The sequence below is a fragment of the Phormidium sp. CCY1219 genome (assembly GCF_055795085.1).
The window spans coordinates 1-17,825 of sequence record NZ_JAYFEQ010000394.1 but is presented as its reverse complement, the minus strand read 5'-3'; the positions used below and the strand labels follow the sequence as shown (position 1 = coordinate 17,825).

At 50.3% G+C, this 17,825-nt stretch carries 10 protein-coding genes and 2 CRISPR repeat arrays (1 of these 12 running past the window's edge); of the genes, 2 read left to right on the top strand and 8 right to left on the bottom strand.

The window, feature by feature from the left end:
- A CRISPR array of direct repeats spans positions 1 to 2,699; the repeat unit is 37 nt; unit sequence GTTTCAATCCCGTTGCCGGGATTCATTGAATTGAAAG (it extends 5,721 nt beyond the left edge of the window).
- Positions 2,700 to 2,905: 206 nt separating this feature from the next.
- From cas2 to cas3, 8 genes are all read right to left on the bottom strand, one after another.
- Positions 2,906 to 3,199, bottom strand: a complete 294-nt coding sequence (gene cas2 / locus AC0QH1_RS07870) for a CRISPR-associated endonuclease Cas2 (protein WP_324630477.1) — start codon at positions 3,197 to 3,199, stop codon at positions 2,906 to 2,908.
- Positions 3,196 to 4,173, bottom strand: a complete 978-nt coding sequence (gene cas1d, locus AC0QH1_RS07865; RefSeq protein WP_324630476.1) for a type I-D CRISPR-associated endonuclease Cas1d — start codon at positions 4,171 to 4,173, stop codon at positions 3,196 to 3,198. Before cas1d ends, cas2 begins: the two co-directional genes overlap by 4 nt.
- 146 nt (positions 4,174 to 4,319) lie before the next feature.
- A complete protein-coding gene (cas4, locus tag AC0QH1_RS07860) occupies positions 4,320 to 4,898 on the bottom strand; it encodes a CRISPR-associated protein Cas4 (protein WP_324630474.1) in 579 nt (192 codons plus the stop codon).
- Positions 4,899 to 4,902: 4 nt separating this feature from the next.
- Entirely contained in the window at positions 4,903 to 5,742 is an 840-nt protein-coding gene (cas6, locus tag AC0QH1_RS07855; protein WP_324630473.1) for a CRISPR system precrRNA processing endoribonuclease RAMP protein Cas6, read from the bottom strand.
- Positions 5,711 to 6,487 carry a type I-D CRISPR-associated protein Cas5/Csc1 gene (cas5d, locus tag AC0QH1_RS07850; protein WP_324630472.1) on the bottom strand — a complete coding sequence of 259 codons (777 nt, stop codon included), beginning with the start codon at positions 6,485 to 6,487 and terminating at the stop codon, positions 5,711 to 5,713. The genes cas6 and cas5d overlap by 32 nt, the downstream gene beginning before the upstream one ends.
- Before the next feature lie 230 nt (positions 6,488 to 6,717).
- Positions 6,718 to 7,707 carry a type I-D CRISPR-associated protein Cas7/Csc2 gene (gene cas7d, locus AC0QH1_RS07845; protein ID WP_324630471.1) on the bottom strand — a complete coding sequence of 330 codons (990 nt, stop codon included), beginning with the start codon at positions 7,705 to 7,707 and terminating at the stop codon, positions 6,718 to 6,720.
- A 132-nt stretch (positions 7,708 to 7,839) separates the two neighbouring features.
- A complete protein-coding gene (gene cas10d, locus AC0QH1_RS07840) occupies positions 7,840 to 10,767 on the bottom strand; it encodes a type I-D CRISPR-associated protein Cas10d/Csc3 (RefSeq protein WP_324630470.1) in 2,928 nt (975 codons plus the stop codon).
- Between the two features lie 187 nt (positions 10,768 to 10,954).
- Positions 10,955 to 13,081, bottom strand: coding sequence for a type I-D CRISPR-associated helicase Cas3' (cas3, locus tag AC0QH1_RS07835; protein ID WP_324630468.1), 2,127 nt, complete (start codon positions 13,079 to 13,081; stop codon positions 10,955 to 10,957).
- A 141-nt stretch (positions 13,082 to 13,222) separates the two neighbouring features.
- On the opposite strand from cas3, the gene AC0QH1_RS07830 reads away from it, so the two are divergent.
- Both AC0QH1_RS07830 and AC0QH1_RS07825 read left to right on the top strand, forming a co-directional pair.
- A complete protein-coding gene (locus tag AC0QH1_RS07830) occupies positions 13,223 to 14,173 on the top strand; it encodes a helix-turn-helix transcriptional regulator (protein ID WP_324630466.1) in 951 nt (316 codons plus the stop codon).
- Between the two features lie 10 nt (positions 14,174 to 14,183).
- Positions 14,184 to 14,342 (top strand): hypothetical protein, encoded by a 159-nt coding sequence (locus AC0QH1_RS07825; RefSeq protein WP_324630465.1) that lies wholly within the window; start codon positions 14,184 to 14,186, stop codon positions 14,340 to 14,342.
- Positions 14,343 to 14,662: 320 nt separating this feature from the next.
- Positions 14,663 to 17,704: a CRISPR direct-repeat array (repeat unit 37 nt; unit sequence CTTTCAATTCAATGAATCCCGGCAACGGGATTGAAAC).
- Positions 17,705 to 17,825: the final 121 nt, after the last annotated feature.

The window sequence follows — 17,825 nt, the reverse complement described above, 5'->3', positions numbered from 1 at the left end:
GGCAATCGACCTTTAGTTTCAATCCCGTTGCCGGGATTCATTGAATTGAAAGGCGCCGGGAGACCGGATTAGAAGGGGGAAACTAGAATAGTTTCAATCCCGTTGCCGGGATTCATTGAATTGAAAGAGGGCTACGCCCTGGAGGGCGGGAGATTAATAAATGTAGTTTCAATCCCGTTGCCGGGATTCATTGAATTGAAAGCTTAAGGAAGTGCATTTGAAATCTGTTTCAAGATGGTTTCAATCCCGTTGCCGGGATTCATTGAATTGAAAGGTCGCGGATAAGCCCGCCCGGGCTTACACAGTCTTGTTTCAATCCCGTTGCCGGGATTCATTGAATTGAAAGGCGTCTGACCTTCCAGAGTAGTGAAGATAAATTCTTGTTTCAATCCCGTTGCCGGGATTCATTGAATTGAAAGGCTGCGACCCCAACACCGGGGGGTGCAATAAAACTTTGTTTCAATCCCGTTGCCGGGATTCATTGAATTGAAAGCCCGGAAACCGCCGCCACAGCAGCCGCCACGGGAAGTTTCAATCCCGTTGCCGGGATTCATTGAATTGAAAGCACAAAGCTTTTCCCCCAAAGGCTGACCTCCGAGAACTGGTTTCAATCCCGTTGCCGGGATTCATTGAATTGAAAGTAGTCCGGGTCAGCTTTTGTGCAAAAGATGTTTCAATCCCGTTGCCGGGATTCATTGAATTGAAAGCCCTTTCAGACTGAAGAGCTTGCCGACGGTCGTAAAGGGTTTCAATCCCGTTGCCGGGATTCATTGAATTGAAAGGCTCTCCAAGCACTTTAAATCGCCCTCTATCCAGGTTTGTTTCAATCCCGTTGCCGGGATTCATTGAATTGAAAGCATTGTACGAGGCATACACTAATGATGCTTTGGATGGTTTCAATCCCGTTGCCGGGATTCATTGAATTGAAAGTGCTTCTAGTGTTTTCTTCCTCTCTGTAGGCTGCGTTGCGTTTCAATCCCGTTGCCGGGATTCATTGAATTGAAAGCGCTATTATAGCTTTCACGTGTTGGGCTGGCTTTAGTTTCAATCCCGTTGCCGGGATTCATTGAATTGAAAGAACACACGGATGAGAGAGGCAACCCTTGCCAGGTCTGGTTTCAATCCCGTTGCCGGGATTCATTGAATTGAAAGAGGGAGAAGAGGTGAGCCGCCAAAAAAAACAAGGTAGGTTTCAATCCCGTTGCCGGGATTCATTGAATTGAAAGTCCTCCCCTCCTTTCTGTTTCTATTATAGCGCGTCGTTTCAATCCCGTTGCCGGGATTCATTGAATTGAAAGCGCCGCCAAGTTTTTCCCCGCCCATGCCCGATTGATGTTTCAATCCCGTTGCCGGGATTCATTGAATTGAAAGGTGAGCAGCCGGAGGCGATCGGCTTTTATGCTCCCGTTTCAATCCCGTTGCCGGGATTCATTGAATTGAAAGCAAGCCACCGGGCAAAAAATAAAGTGCCAGTGTTGAGTTTCAATCCCGTTGCCGGGATTCATTGAATTGAAAGAGCTTTTCCCAACTTTTTTAAGGCGCCGCATTGGCTGGTTTCAATCCCGTTGCCGGGATTCATTGAATTGAAAGCAATTTTCCAAATTTTCGCCGACAAAAACTTCGGTTTGTTTCAATCCCGTTGCCGGGATTCATTGAATTGAAAGAAGGAAGAAGAAAAGGAAGACGGGCTATCCCGTTATCGTTTCAATCCCGTTGCCGGGATTCATTGAATTGAAAGGTTTAGAGCTTGGCTTAAAGAAGAAGCCTCCTTCTTAAGTTTCAATCCCGTTGCCGGGATTCATTGAATTGAAAGCTAACCGAGACCAATTGACTCCCCGTTTAGAGGCTTGGGTTTCAATCCCGTTGCCGGGATTCATTGAATTGAAAGAAACAAGAAAGTTTGCGAGACTTTCTTCAATCTATGTTTCAATCCCGTTGCCGGGATTCATTGAATTGAAAGCGGAAGTTTGTGGCGCGAGTCAAATTATTATTTTTGAGTTTCAATCCCGTTGCCGGGATTCATTGAATTGAAAGGGGCAAATAATTTTACCTTTGAATTAAACCTAATTAGTTTCAATCCCGTTGCCGGGATTCATTGAATTGAAAGTTTTATGCACAACTCCTTCAAACTATTTTTTAAGTTGTTTCAATCCCGTTGCCGGGATTCATTGAATTGAAAGTTTTCCCATATTGCTCCCTTAAAAGCTAAAACTATTAGTTTCAATCCCGTTGCCGGGATTCATTGAATTGAAAGTCCGAGGAAGAAAATTACTTAGGGGGTATCGTAGAAACGTTTCAATCCCGTTGCCGGGATTCATTGAATTGAAAGACATAAATTAATAAATAATGACATTGTTTTTGCTCGGTTTCAATCCCGTTGCCGGGATTCATTGAATTGAAAGTGTAGAGAGTTGAGGACAAATAATGCTGGAAGCAAAATGTTTCAATCCCGTTGCCGGGATTCATTGAATTGAAAGAAGCCTCGTAACGCTGAAACTCCGACGACGACATTGTTTCAATCCCGTTGCCGGGATTCATTGAATTGAAAGTCTAATTTTATTGAAAAACCCTTGACAAATTGGATTCTAGTTTCAATCCCGTTGCCGGGATTCATTGAATTGAAAGCTAAAATTTTCAATCACGAGATTATAAATGGAATGATGTTTCAATCCCGTTGCCGGGATTCATTGAATTGAAAGACTGAGCCTGAGACCCCAGATGGGGAGGGGCTTCTGAGAGCGATTTTGGCGGGAGTCGAAGTCGAAGTTGATTTCAGCGCCCGCGATTGGGGGAAGCCCCAGGGGGTAAAACCCCGAAACTATTGTCTTGTCAAGGTTCTGGCGATTTGGCGGGACCCCCGGGGTTTTCGACCCCGCTTTCCCCTGCCAAAATTCCGATATCCCGATTATAAGATAGTGGTAGTTTCCTGTCTAGGGGGTGCCACCCCATAAACCACCGTGCGCTGCACCGCCGTAGCATCCAAAACATAGATGCACACTGCGTCTTCCCCCATTTTAATCAAATCCTCGATTTGATGCTGGAGGCTAGCAAACTGCTTCGGAGTCAGAAAGCACTCAAACAAACTGTACTGCTTCCAGGCCCCATAGCCACAGAGCAAATCATGCAAGCGCTGACGGCGCTTATTCCCTGCCTTAGTGGCCGGCAAATCGTAAACCACCAAATACAATAACGCTTTCATCGCAAAATCAACGGTTTATAGGGCACACCTTCGTGCAAATGACGGGCAAACAGACGCGCTTGCAACTCGATCGCCCGTCGGTAAGTGCAGCGATATTCAAACACCGGATGCTTGAACTCCGAAGTCAGTTTGCGCTCAAACGCCTGCAGAAAGGTTTTGCGTGCCCCATCCGCCAATCGATAAGCCCCCAGACTTTCGGTAAAATCCGCCGATTTGATTTCCTTATGAGTCAGCACTGAGAGCACCAGATTATCCGCAATCAACGGGCGCAACTCCTCCATCAAATCCAACACCACTGCCGGTTGTCCGCGAGTAGTGTCATGCAAGTAGCCGATATACGGATCCAACCCAGCCAAATGCACGGCGGCGGTCACCTGCACCCGCAGGAGTCCGTAGCTGAAACTGAGCAGGGCATTCACCGGATCCGTGGGCGGGCGGCGGTGGCGACCCGGAAGTTCCCAAGGTTCGGGTAACATAGCGGTCCACCGTGCGAAATACTCCCGGGCGGCCATCCCTTCAGTTCCCCGCACTTGGTCTAAAGTCTCCTGTTTCCCCACCGCTGCTTTGCGCTGCTTCAGGGGATTATCTTTCTGCCCGTGGCGATACAACACAGCGTGCTGATTGTGGATTTTCCCGGCCACGATCGTCTTAACAATTTCCAGTCGTCGGGCTACATCCCGATGCGCCTCGTACTGTGCCAAGCGCAACTGACCGTTGCGGGAATACCCGGGAAGTGCCGACCCCAAATATTTGCCAAATCCGGACAGATAATGCACCGGCAATCCCAATTCCAAAGCATAGCACAAAGCTTCCCCGGTGATACTGGGATTCCCCATCAATACTATCTGTTCCAGGGTTTGCGCCGCAACGGGTTGTTTCTGCCAAGTTCCATCCTCGCGCTCGAGAGCCACGTTAAACGCTTCGTATTTTTTGCTCAGCAGGGCATTCGGTTGAGTGAGATACAATACAGACATAATTTCTCCTTGATGATACGTTTTCCACTCATCAGTTACGGTTCTGGTGGGCGATTCACGGAACGGAGTTAAATTCCCTGTTCCCGATCGCGGCGGGTGCAGGGGTAACGGTTGGTTGCTAATGTACCCCTGACCCGTTCATTCAATTAAGGTAGATGTAACCGTTTCATTTCCTTGGGCAAACAAATCCCCAACAAACTACAATCGCGGCATTTTTGCACCGGTTGCAGGGGAGGGGGCATGGGTTGGTTCACCGCCGCCCGGGCAGCAGCGATCGCCGCTTCCGTCGCTGCGCGCAATTCCGGGGTAAATTCCACCCGCTGACGACGGCGGTTGCCATAATAGAAAATCTCCCCATACCTCACTAGGCGATCGCCTCTTTCTTCCAAACACAATGCAGCGGCACACAACTGAAAATGGTCGTTGAGATGTCGCGCCATTTTCCCTTTTTTATACTCCACCGGCACCCATTCTCCCCCTTCTTCTTCCACCGCATCGATAATCCCTTTCACCAGCAGGCGATCGCTCCATACCCACTGCTGACGGCGAATCAATTTATCGCCTTCGCGCGCTATCCCTTCCTCATCAATATTCCGATGCAAGTGCCGCCCGCGCAAAATATGCTCGTTTTCCGCCATTTCCCCCAACACATACTCCCAATAAAAGCGGCGGGGGCAATATTCCCAAGCATTCAAATACGACAGGGGCAAATACTCTTCTCCCATCTTCTCACCTCTGCTTCTTTTTCGGTTTCGGTTTTTCCTTGACTATCAACTCAGTTTGTCCCATTCCCATCGTGGTTTTTCGCCCCACGCCGGCGAAGAAAGCAAACCGGGCTAAAATCGCGGCAATTCGCGCCTGTTCCGCATCGGAAAACCGATAGCGAATCCACCCCTGCGCGCCAATTTCCGCCCCGCCTTCCAATCGCAAAGCATGGGTTTTCAATTCATAAGCAGACACCCACCCTTGCCAATTGATTTCGGGAAAATGCAACCCCGGGGGTGCAAAGCTATTCCACCGACGATGCAAACTGCCAAACACCAAATCGGGCAAGGGAAAATTTTGAATTCCCTGCTGTTGTTTAAAGCTCGTCGGCGAATTAAAATTTAACTGAATATTCCCACCAAGAGAAGGCGCATTGACCAAGGTTTCGTAGGCGGAACAATCTGCTAACGGATGACTCTCCGGCATCATCAGCGATCGCGTCCAAACAAACGGAAATTTCCCCAACACAACGGGCTGATTTTCCCACTTTGTCAATCCCAACAACAGCGGTTGAATTAGCCCCTCATCTAACAGGCCAATCCGAAACAGAAAACTATCTCCCGGTTGCGTCTGTTTTGAGCGACGATGACCCATCAATCCAGACAAACTCAACGGAGACATCTGACTGGCATGAATGCGTTCTGCCACATCCGGATTTCCTAACTGCAACCAGCGCAAAACGAGGGCGTGAATGGCTCGTCCCAAGGTTGCCGGTGGCTTCCCCGATTCCATCGCCACCAATTCTACCACAATCGAATACAGATGATGCAATTTATCTGACATTGGCACTGCTTCTTGCTCCATAACTCACCCCTTTCGGTAAATAAACCGCTGACGGAATTTCTGGAAAATCCTGCCGCCATTCGTCCCATTCTTCCCCTCTCAACTGCAAATATTCTCCTTGCAAGCGCGCCTGACTTATCAAGCTCACCGGGGGCATGACAATCCGATTATAAACTAATAACTCCTGGGTGGGCGGTAAATCAATCGGATTGAGAGGATGAAGGCAGGTATAATCCCCAGAACCAGATGCGATCGCCGCTTCCGGAATTAATTCAGCGCGAACTTTCACCTTAGCCATCCATTTTCCTACCCGAATCCAGCGCGGCACTCTCATCAAATCCGATCCGATTAAATAGGTACAATATTCACTTCCCACCGCCAGTTCTTTCGCTCTTCCGTAATTAATCGGATAGTTGCGATTCGCTCCTTTTTCGCCGAACTGTTTGGATTTCCCGTAAAAGTTAGTTTGCGCCGCTTTAAAAGTATTCACTTGATAGGAGTAGCGCAGGGGACGCGCCGGAAATAGATAAACCCCTTCCGGATTGAGCGCCAGTAAATTTTGCTCCCGATTCGGGTCTAAATAACTGGGTTTTTGCGCCAATTCTCCCTGCAAGCGATAGGGTTGCGCCATATATTGACTGGCAAAAAAAGCATAGGTAAGCGCCCAATTATGCAGGTATTTCTCGGTTTCGTAGAGAATTCCCATTTCGCGGGTGGCAAAGAAAACGTTATCGTGAAGAGTAAGCCGACAATAGTAAAGTTGCATGGGTTTTATGGTAGTAAACGATAATCCAATCAACAATCGAGCGGGGGATTGAAATCGCGCCTAGGCAAGCACACTGCACCGACGCAGAGGAATTCCTTTTAACTGGTTCCCAGCTCATGCTGGAAACCTTTCCCCGAGGTTCCGCCTCCCTCAATCAAGGTGCCAATTAATTGGCACCTTGATAATTGCTGCGAACCTAATTAAACCCCAAAGGATTCAGAGTCGGGATATTATTTTTTCTTCTTTTTCTTGCCCGATTCTGCGCCAAAGGTTTCCGCATAGGTTTGGGTTTGGTCGTAGAGGGTAGAAAGCACCTGATTCAATTGGTCGTCATCTTGATAAATGCCGGAAACTTCATTCAGCAATTCATCTAATGGTTCGCCAGAAATTTTATGCACGATTCGCACTGGTTCCTCCTGTAATAACGTATCGACAACGCCAGTAGCGTGGTGGCAAATGTCAGCGATCGCACCATTGACTTTGCCGTTCAATCCATCATACAAAGCTTGGGTAAAATGCAGATTGCTGAAAATTTCACCGTCACATAAAACAATCGCCACGGGATAGTTTCGCATAGTGCCGGTGCGCGATTCTTGTGCCCCATATCGCCGGGTTCGCAGCAAATTTCCCAGCACGTAAATAAACCCTTCATAGGTTGCATCGCGCAGGGTTTCCACCGTGGGAAAGGTGACTTCCGGAACCACGTGATCCAGTTCGTTAATTGCACTTCGCATTTTGCCTTTTTCGCTCATAGTTCCGCCTTCAAACGGGGCATTAAAGGTAAAGCTGCGATGAGATTGTTCGTAGGCGCTCAGGGAAAATGCAGAATCGGAATACACTTTAGAACGCTCAGAACCGCTATCCCCGATCGCAAATCCATACAGAATGCAGTCGGGACATTTTTTGCAGGAATTTTCCCCATTGTACTCGCAGTAATTGCTCTCGTTAGAGTCGGCGCTGGTGAGAGAAAGGGAGCGAAGCAATTCCCGTCCCACCAACCGTTCTGGTGTGGTTTGCTTGCGCTTGAATAACACCAGTCGGCTCATGGTTTCTTGAGCTTCAATTCCCGCTTGTGTGCGGGCAGTATTCAGAACTCCATCGGTTTGAAATACCGGGAAAGATTGACTGTGGCGCAACAGGATAAAATGAACGTATTTACCCGTAGCAATTCGGGGAAAATGACCGCGAAAGTAACTTTTGATGCTGTCTAATTGGCTCATGGTTTGTTCCTTGATTCAAAACTGGGTAAATTATCGTGAGAAACGACTCTCGAAGGAGAAGTGATATCTTCAGTCGGTTGTCAACTGACTTTAGCTCTGAGATGGGGACTTTTAGTCCCCGTATCCTTCCAATTAATCAGAGGAATTGTCGGTTTTTTCCTGCAATGCTAACCAGCGATAGGCAAATTCCGCACCGGATTTGATGCGGTTGCGATTTTCTTGCAGCAGGGCGCGATCGCCCCGGTAGAGGGTACCAAATAAATCGCGCACGCAGGTTTGCATAAAGCGATGAATCGCTTCGAGTTCCTGTTGTTGGCGGGTGGGAAAAGGCACGGTTTTATCCTGCAATAAAGGACGAGTATAAACCGGTTGGCGGTCGATCGCATCTTTCAGCAGTCCCGCACCTTGTAATATCATATCCTCCTCATCCACTTGCGTGGGCACCGATAAAATCGTGTCCAGCGCTTTCGACAGCGGGAGCAAAATCCCGTGACTGGAGGTACTGAGATTCACTTGATAAAAGGTGCGGTATTCTCGAACCAACCGCTCTATCAGATTGAGTTTATCTTGCATAGTAGTATCCCCTTGTAACCAAATGCGAGCAAAGTTCCAATATCGGTTGACCTCTTCTGCGGTGGGAGTGTCGCGCTGGTGACGGCGCAATCCTTCGGCGGCGATCGCGAAAATATGCAGAATATCGGTCATTACCTGGCGCGCCGTACCATTCAAAGCACTCCAGCGCGCATCCGGGGGGTTGCTGCGGTTGTCTAGGTGCAAGGTATAGAGAACCAGCAGGCGAGTTAAGGTTGCATCCAGGGTTTCGATGCGGACCGAGGCGGACCCCCCCAACAGAGACCAAAATCCCGCCGCCCCATCGAATACCGCCGAACCGCTAAATTCGCGATCGCTGCTATATAAAGGCACAGTGCTGCTTGTCGCCACCACCCGCACCCCCAGCAGTTTGGCGAGGGCGAGGGCCAGCAATGCGGGTTGTACCCAGGCATCGGTGAGAGTTTTGCCCTGGGTTGTGGTATAAGTAGTTGCCATAAAGGGCAAATCTTGGGTATCGTATCGGGTGCGATCGCGCTCTCCCAATTCTCGGTCTTCCGCCAACCAATTCAACTGGGATAAACTGCTTAATTCCAGTCCGCGATCGCACCATTGTTTGCGAACATCCCACAAATTCACCGACTTAATTTCTACCATCAATCCGCGAATCGCTTGGATGGTTTGCGGCGCATATACATACGCTGGAAAAATATAGAGAAACACAGGCTGTTGCTCTTCAAATTTCCCCGCCCGCGCCGACCACAACGCTTGGCGCAGCAGCATTTCTAACGCCCAAATTTTAGAAATACCCCGCTTAATTTTACCCCCACCTAATTTGTTTTTATTGCTATATTGCTGCGGTTTGAATAATACCACAGAATCTAGCTGGTCTTCCGAGGGAAATTCTCCGGAACTCAGAGAGCAAATTGGCTGTTTCGCGCCACGGGTTTTTGCCCGGACGTACCCCGTCAATTCTCCCTCGAAATCCGGTACGAATGTTTCCCATTCGGATACGTCCAAGTACCGCTCTACATAGCGGTCGAACACCTCCCGAGTAGGACTTTCAAAGGGTGGTAACAGGTCATTCTCGCTCGCCCAATCAGCGATGTTTTCTGCCAATTCCGACAGGAAATCGCTGGTTTGTTCTAAATCCAACCCTCCATGTCGGTGGAAATATTCCGCCGCCACCCGATACCATCCATAGTTTACCCCACCCAGGGTAATATTAACCTCTTCTTCTCCCAAGCAATCCGAGAGCTGAAGGGTATCGAGTATCTGGGAAACATACTGGTCACAGTGGGGTAAAAATTCCCGCTGGATGAGGATGATTAATTCCGCCAAGCGATCGCTGCGTAAATCCGCACCCGGTGCCAGGGTTTCTCGCGCTTCTGGGGTTAAGTTTCCTTGCGCGACGAGCTTATCCAAGCGCTTGGGGGTAGCGGGATTTTTGATATTGTTTACCCGCACTTCTATCGCTTGAGGCAATTGTCGAATTAAGGCAGCGGCGGGAAATAATTCTGCGGTTTGCGGGGCAAGTTTTAAGCCTTTCCCACTGCGTTTGAAGCCGATATCCCCATCGCGCATTTTCTGGCTGAGGACGCCACTAAGGCGCTGCCAAATGACCGTTTTTAACCGATCGCGATCGGGTGGGGTAGCCGATGGCGGGGCCAAGTAAACCACCCCCCGGGCGAAAAAGATAAGGGGTTGCCATCCGCATTGTGCGGCGAATTCTAAAGTGGCATTGTGAATGCCGTTCGTGAGGATGCCGATACTGTCGCGCAGGCGATGATAGACTAAGGTTTGACGAATGGCCAAGGCGGTTAAATGTTCCCGCAGCCGATCGCCAGCAGTTTCGGTGAGGATATCCGCCGGATCGCTCAAGTGAACGGCAATATCGCCAAATCCCAGCAGGTGGCGCAGGGGAAGGGTGAGACGGCGGGAATCGGCGATCGCAAATCTCGGCCAATTCCCGGGATAGGCATTGGTGCCGCATTTAAACTGGGTATTCTGGGCCAAAAATCCGATATCAGCCAGATACCGTTCCCAGTCGGCCCAAAAGGCGGCAAACTTCAATCGCTCTCCCATCTCCCGACAAAGGCTGAGAATATCGGGAACTTCGTGCGCTCTCGGTGCGTCTTCTCCCTGTCCGTGACAGTATTTATTATAGTCATGTAAGGTAATTCCCAAGCACAGCAACCGTTTTTCTTCCTCTGATAGGGGAGTGGAAAGGTGCTGGGTGGCTAAGTTCCAGGCAATCAGCAGGGCGTTGAGCACGTGAACGCACAGGTTTTGGTCCGGGCGATCGCTCCATCGTTGGGCTTTAGCGACGGCGTTCTCATCCCCCCGCTGTCCTAACTTGTGGTAATGCACCTGGAAATCCCCCCCCAAGGCGGAAATGGAACTGAATTCTCGTTCCATTTCTGGGAGAACGGTCTCCACATACTGGCACAATATCGGGTCGGTGTCCTCGCTTAAGGTAGATAATAACAGGTTTTGCAGTAAAGTGGCCATTGCAGACTCCGGAAATAGCTATATGGAAGGGCGAAATGGAAGCGAGCGATTGAAATCGCGCCGAGGCAAGGGCTTTAGCGAAGCCCGGGGCGACAGCGCTATAGTCCGCCGACGCCGACTATTTTTTGGGGGACTCTTTGCCCAAATATGATACAATGGCATGTTTCTTGGGTACGAAATGAGCGGGTTAAAACACAAGGGGATTGCTTTGTTGGCGACAAAAAGATTGCAGTTGCCATTTTAATGCCTCCAATAGTAGAGCATCTTGGTTGAACGCACAAGCATAGGCTTGGCTGCCGGCATCCACGAGACGATACAAGCCAAAAGACATCGGGAGTTGCAGCTTGCGGCTCACTTGCCAATGGCTGCTGGGTTGGGTGCGGTTGACGGGAACCAGGAAGGCGAGGAACTTGCGGCGTTGCAAGCAGCGGTTGATTTCGGGTTGGGGATGACCGATGATGGTTAGGCGATCGAGCAATGTGAGCTGACAGGGATGCAATTGGTCGGTATTCCGGCTGGTTTGCAAGGTGAGGGAAATGCGCTCTTCCACCCACTCCCGCACTCGCAGGTAGAGGGAAATGTAGCGCTCCTCGAAAGCATCGGGGCTGTAATTGGCGGCGATCGCTGCGGCCAAGAAAGTCTCGCGATCGCACAGTTCCACGCGGGCGGAAGGCAGCAGTCGCAGCAGGTCGTAAGTATAGAAACGGCAGTCGTCCCACAGGGCCGCTTGTATCGCACTGCTGCCGCGAAAGCGCAGCAGTTCCGCTTGGGTGGCTTTTCCTACGGGTTGTCGCCCGATCGCGAACCATTGTTTCCGGGCGGACTCTACTTTGCCGGGATAGACCCGCTCGAAGTCAGCAGACATGCGATCGCGCACCGATTGGCTGACTGTGGCATTCTCCTGACTCATCGCCGCCAGCATCCCCTGAGCCTGCAGCGCCCCCCACCGCTGACGGTATTGTGCGAAAGCTTTCGGTGGCTCGAACGCCTCGGCGATCGCAGCTTGCAATTGCGGGCGGTCTAGGGGGGCTGACGGTGCGGCGATCGCTTCCGCCAACCGCGCCATCACCCAGGACGTGCGACGGGGAATCAGGGCGAACGCGCAATAGCTGGAAAAGCCCGGGTGTCGTCCCAAGCGTCCCAACCGCTGAACCACCGTCGCCGCATCGCTGCTTTCAAAAATCAACAAGTGAATCCGAAAGTCTACCCCCACATCCACCGCCGAGGTGGCAACAATGAATACCGGGTCGGGGGAGTCTCGTAACTCCGCTTGAATGGGCGCGCGACTGCGGCGATCGATCCGTCCGCTGATTTCCCGCACTCGGATACCCGGAAGGCGTTGCGAGAGCGTTCTCACCGCGCGATTCACCGCCGCCAGGGAGTTGAGGATAATCAGTCCCCGTCCCGGAGATTGGGCTTCTAACATCGTGCGAAGCGAGTCGGCGGCTTCCGCGAGCCAGTCTACCGCATCTCCTTCCCCTAACTGCACGAACTGCAAGGCGTTCGGCTGCAGAATTTGCCGATATCCCGGGGTGGGCTGGTTGGTATAGCTGCCTTCGATTTGAGTGACGGTAAACTCGGCTTGCTGCAACTGTTCGATAAAGCTGGGTTTCGGGGTGGCAGAGGTAAACAAAAACCGTCGGGGCCGCCGGTCTTGCTGGGTGCGCCGAATTAGAGTGAGACTGTTCAGGGCAGCGGCTTCTTGATGAGGACCGAAAATATGGAACTCGTCAAACATCCACAGGTCGGGCCATTCCGCTAAGGCTAAGGGCAACATACTGCGATCGGCTGCCGGTTGGCGATACCGATAGTGGGTGATATAATGAAAGATGTCCGGATTGGTCAGCAGGATGGGCTTGTGGTAGATGGCGAGCAGCAGTTCTTGGAATTTGCTGCTGGAATCTTCTCTCACCCGGCGGGCTAGTTCTTCCCCGAACAAGCAATCGATGCGATCGCTCGCCGATAGGCCGAATAACTGGTGATATCGTTGCTGTTGTTGGGTTTGGTCCTCCACTAATTCAATGGTGGGATACAAGCTCATTAGGCGAAAGTTCGGCTGTAAGAAGCTGGGCAAACTGCCGGCCAAGCTCTTCCCGTCTCCGGTGGCAGCGGTATTAAACAGAATGTCCGCATGGCCAAACATCACCGCCGCCGCCGTCTCCGCCTGATGGGAGGACAGGGGACAAGGGGCACCAGCAGGAGGCTCCAAAGCAGGGGCGCGCTCTCGCACTACACAGCGCCCTTCGCATCCCAGGGGACATTGCCCCATCCCGGGATTGAGCTTCGAGTACAGGGGATTGACACGGAGTTTCATTGGCATTCCCTCGGTCGCTATTCTCAGATTAATACCCCCGGGGAAAAAGTTGTTATCTGTGGGTGATAACAATGGAAAATTTTTGGGTAATCCGCCCAAAGGGGGTATAGTAGAGAAAACTCACTGCGCTGGTTTGCTATTATGTCCGTGCGTTATAGTCCGATTGGCCTGGCTCTTTATATGCTCAAACTGCTCGCCCAACAGCAACGCAAGCGAGCGGAATTGGTTGATTTGGTGGCAGAGTATCTTGAGGGCAGCGATCGAAATATTTCCGACGTGCAGCAGAAATGCGATCGCACCCTCCGGGAATTGCGAGATTGTGGGTTCGAAATTCACTGCGCCCCCCATCGCCCTTATACCCTGCTGGAATCTAACTTTCCCTTGATTTTGTCGGCGGCCCAACGGGAAGCCCTCCAGCAGGGGGGGCAGTTTCTCGCCGATATGGGATTTTCCGCACAGGCTCAACTGCTGGTTCGTCTGAGCGAACAGTCGGAAAGCCAGGGGGCGGCAAAGATTCGCGGCGATTTTTTCCCTCCCGCCGATTATGGGAGTCCCCATTTGCGGCGGATTTTGGCAGAACTCCAGGACCGCTGCGACGGACAGCGGCGGTTTACGATTCGCTATATTGATAGCCAGAAGCGCGATCGCACCTGGGATTTGGACCGCTGCGAAGTGCGATCGCATGATGGGGCGCTCTATTTATTTGCCTTCGTCCCCGACTCTTCCACCTCCTCTTACCCAGAACCGGTGTACAAAAATCGCCTGTTTCGCATCGACCGGATCCAATCCGTCGGGCCGGCTTCTGCTCAGACTTGGATGCGCTCTGCTTTTCCCACCCTCACCATCCGCTATCGCATGACCGGTCCGTTAGCCACCTACGAACCCCGTCGAAGCCACGAACGAGTCATCACTCGCAATTTGCCAGAAGGGTATGTGGAGATCGAGACCGTAGAGGATTATCCCTTTTGGTTTCGCCAGCGAATCTTTCGCTATGGTTCCCATGCCCGGGTCCTCAGCCCCCCTCATGTGGTGGAAGAAATCAGCAACGAACTCCAACGCGCCGCCCGCAACTATCAGAACCCCGGTCATTAGTCATTGGTCAATGACAAGGGTACTCCTTCCCCCCTCCCCGAGGGGAAGCCGCCTTTTGGGTCTTTACGAACATGGCAGCCCGGAGGCGGTAAGCGTTAGCGCTGCTATGCCCGCAATGGCTTGTGGCGATGCCGAAGGCTTAAGGCACTCGGATCGCAACTTGCCTTGAGCGGGTTTGCGCTATGCTGAGGGCGATCGGCCTACTCCCCCAACCGACCAATGACCAATAACAAAAAAATATTTGCATTCCTGGCTGGCAACTGTTATAATCCAGAAAACAAAAATTGCTACGCGAAATTTTGGCAGGGGAAAGCGGGGTCGAAAACCCCGGGGGTCCCGCCAAATCGCCAGAACCTTGACAAATCAATACTTTTCGAGTTTTACCTCCCGGGGCTTCCCCCAATCGCGGGCGCTGAAATCGACTTCGACTCAGACTCCCGCCAAAATCGCTCTCAGAAGCCCCTCCCCATGTGGGGTCTCAGGCTCAGTCTTTCAATTCAATGAATCCCGGCAACGGGATTGAAACCTGATAAATCTGGAGACTGTTTTTGGGATACACGAGAACTTTCAATTCAATGAATCCCGGCAACGGGATTGAAACTCAAAGATTTCTAGGAAATACCTACTATCGCCCGCTTTCAATTCAATGAATCCCGGCAACGGGATTGAAACAAACTCGAACTTTCGAGTTAATTCAACTAAAGCTCGTCTTTCAATTCAATGAATCCCGGCAACGGGATTGAAACGCTTTACACTCAAGTCACCCGCGCCTCTTCCTATGACTTTCAATTCAATGAATCCCGGCAACGGGATTGAAACAAGCCGTCAGCCGCCCCGTCGGCTTCGAAATAACGCTTAACTTTCAATTCAATGAATCCCGGCAACGGGATTGAAACTTTGAATTTAAACTTGATTTAACTCAAGCGCAACACTTTCAATTCAATGAATCCCGGCAACGGGATTGAAACAAGAGATAAGAAAGAATGACTATCGACCGAATCGAGCTTTCAATTCAATGAATCCCGGCAACGGGATTGAAACGTTCCACAGGACCCGATAGGATCCGTCTGGAAACAACTCTTTCAATTCAATGAATCCCGGCAACGGGATTGAAACATTTAGACCTCGGAATCTACCCCTTGGCGGGGGTAGCTTTCAATTCAATGAATCCCGGCAACGGGATTGAAACTCCTTTAGAGGAACCCCTTTAAGAATTCGTTTTGAAGCTTTCAATTCAATGAATCCCGGCAACGGGATTGAAACACGAATTCAGACCCGCCCACCCCGGACTCAGCCAGCTTTCAATTCAATGAATCCCGGCAACGGGATTGAAACTTGCGATCGCAACTGCCCAATCGCGTTTCTGCCGGTCTTTCAATTCAATGAATCCCGGCAACGGGATTGAAACAAGCCCACTAGCGTAGCGCGCGGAGCTAGCAAGCGAGCTTTCAATTCAATGAATCCCGGCAACGGGATTGAAACCCAAGAAGAACCGGAATAACACCACACCGGATTCGGCTTTCAATTCAATGAATCCCGGCAACGGGATTGAAACCCTTTTGCACTTTTGGATCCTTACTGAAATCCTTTCTTTCAATTCAATGAATCCCGGCAACGGGATTGAAACATTTCGACGAGGATGCTGCTTTTTCCGCATCCCGCAACTTTCAATTCAATGAATCCCGGCAACGGGATTGAAACTTTGTTTAATTCGGAACTCGTCAAGATTTTTTGGGTTCTTTCAATTCAATGAATCCCGGCAACGGGATTGAAACATGATGCGATCGCGGGTGGCAGTGATGATGCGATCCTTTCAATTCAATGAATCCCGGCAACGGGATTGAAACGAGCCAGATGGTCTCGGTCTCCACTCGCAGTCTCTATGCTTTCAATTCAATGAATCCCGGCAACGGGATTGAAACTCTACTGACGGCGTATTTACTTATAAAAACGCCGGATCTTTCAATTCAATGAATCCCGGCAACGGGATTGAAACCTCCCTGTCACTATATCAGCAGGAATTTCATTATTCTTTCAATTCAATGAATCCCGGCAACGGGATTGAAACCTAAATGCCCACGTTGCGTTAGCGGCCTGTCGCCAACGCTTTCAATTCAATGAATCCCGGCAACGGGATTGAAACCGATTACGGGCGAATGCGATAACCAATGGCGGTGACTTTCAATTCAATGAATCCCGGCAACGGGATTGAAACAATAACGGGGCATTCATCACCTCGAACGCATTGGGGCTTTCAATTCAATGAATCCCGGCAACGGGATTGAAACCATTTCCGTTGCTGGGAACCAAAACACCTTGTCGCAACTTTCAATTCAATGAATCCCGGCAACGGGATTGAAACCTATCCGCTTTCTATTCATTCCGAGAAAAGCTTGACTTTCAATTCAATGAATCCCGGCAACGGGATTGAAACGTACGACGATTAAATCAGCAATCCGCCTTAACGGTCTTTCAATTCAATGAATCCCGGCAACGGGATTGAAACTCATACACTCCCCCATTGGGGAATGTGTACTGCCCTACCCGACTTTCAATTCAATGAATCCCGGCAACGGGATTGAAACACGAGATACTCTTGAGAAACACGATCGCGGGCTATCGCTTTCAATTCAATGAATCCCGGCAACGGGATTGAAACAAGAATTTATCTTCCCCCGTCGTGCTGCTGACCAGCTTTCAATTCAATGAATCCCGGCAACGGGATTGAAACTTTCATGAATTCCGGGTACGTCATCTGTCGCACCCGTCTTTCAATTCAATGAATCCCGGCAACGGGATTGAAACTATTTAACGCTAAACTTATAAAAACACCTGAAGAACTTTCAATTCAATGAATCCCGGCAACGGGATTGAAACAGCTTCCAGATAGGCGCCCGAGCCTTGAGGATTGAACTTTCAATTCAATGAATCCCGGCAACGGGATTGAAACCTCAAAGAGAACTGCCTCGTATAAATCCCCCCGGTTCTTTCAATTCAATGAATCCCGGCAACGGGATTGAAACTTTAATTTTTCCAAGTAGGTAATTAGTTTCATCTTCTTTCAATTCAATGAATCCCGGCAACGGGATTGAAACGCCCAAAAATATGGGGGAAATCAGCGCATATCTCCACTTTCAATTCAATGAATCCCGGCAACGGGATTGAAACGTTGTATTTGTGGTTCCTTCGCCTGCCGCTCTTCTCTTTCAATTCAATGAATCCCGGCAACGGGATTGAAACTCGATCGCTTCCTCTGAATGCCCGAATGCGATCGCCGCTTTCAATTCAATGAATCCCGGTAACGGGATTGAAACAGCTTTCGGACGCCCAACTCAAAAGCACGGATGACCTTTCAATTCAATGAATCCCGGCAACGGGATTGAAACCCGCCTCGAATTGGTCGAGCAAAGTGTCCCGGTTGTCTTTCAATTCAATGAATCCCGGCAACGGGATTGAAACGCCAACACGGCTACTACGTTTGGCAACCTTTCCGGCTTTCAATTCAATGAATCCCGGCAACGGGATTGAAACCCCTTCACAACCGCGCCGCGCGGGTCGGTAGCCCACCTTTCAATTAGGCTAAAAGGCCGAATCGCCCAACTTTGCGAACCATACGACATCCAGTTCATTGAAACGGAAGAATCCTACACCA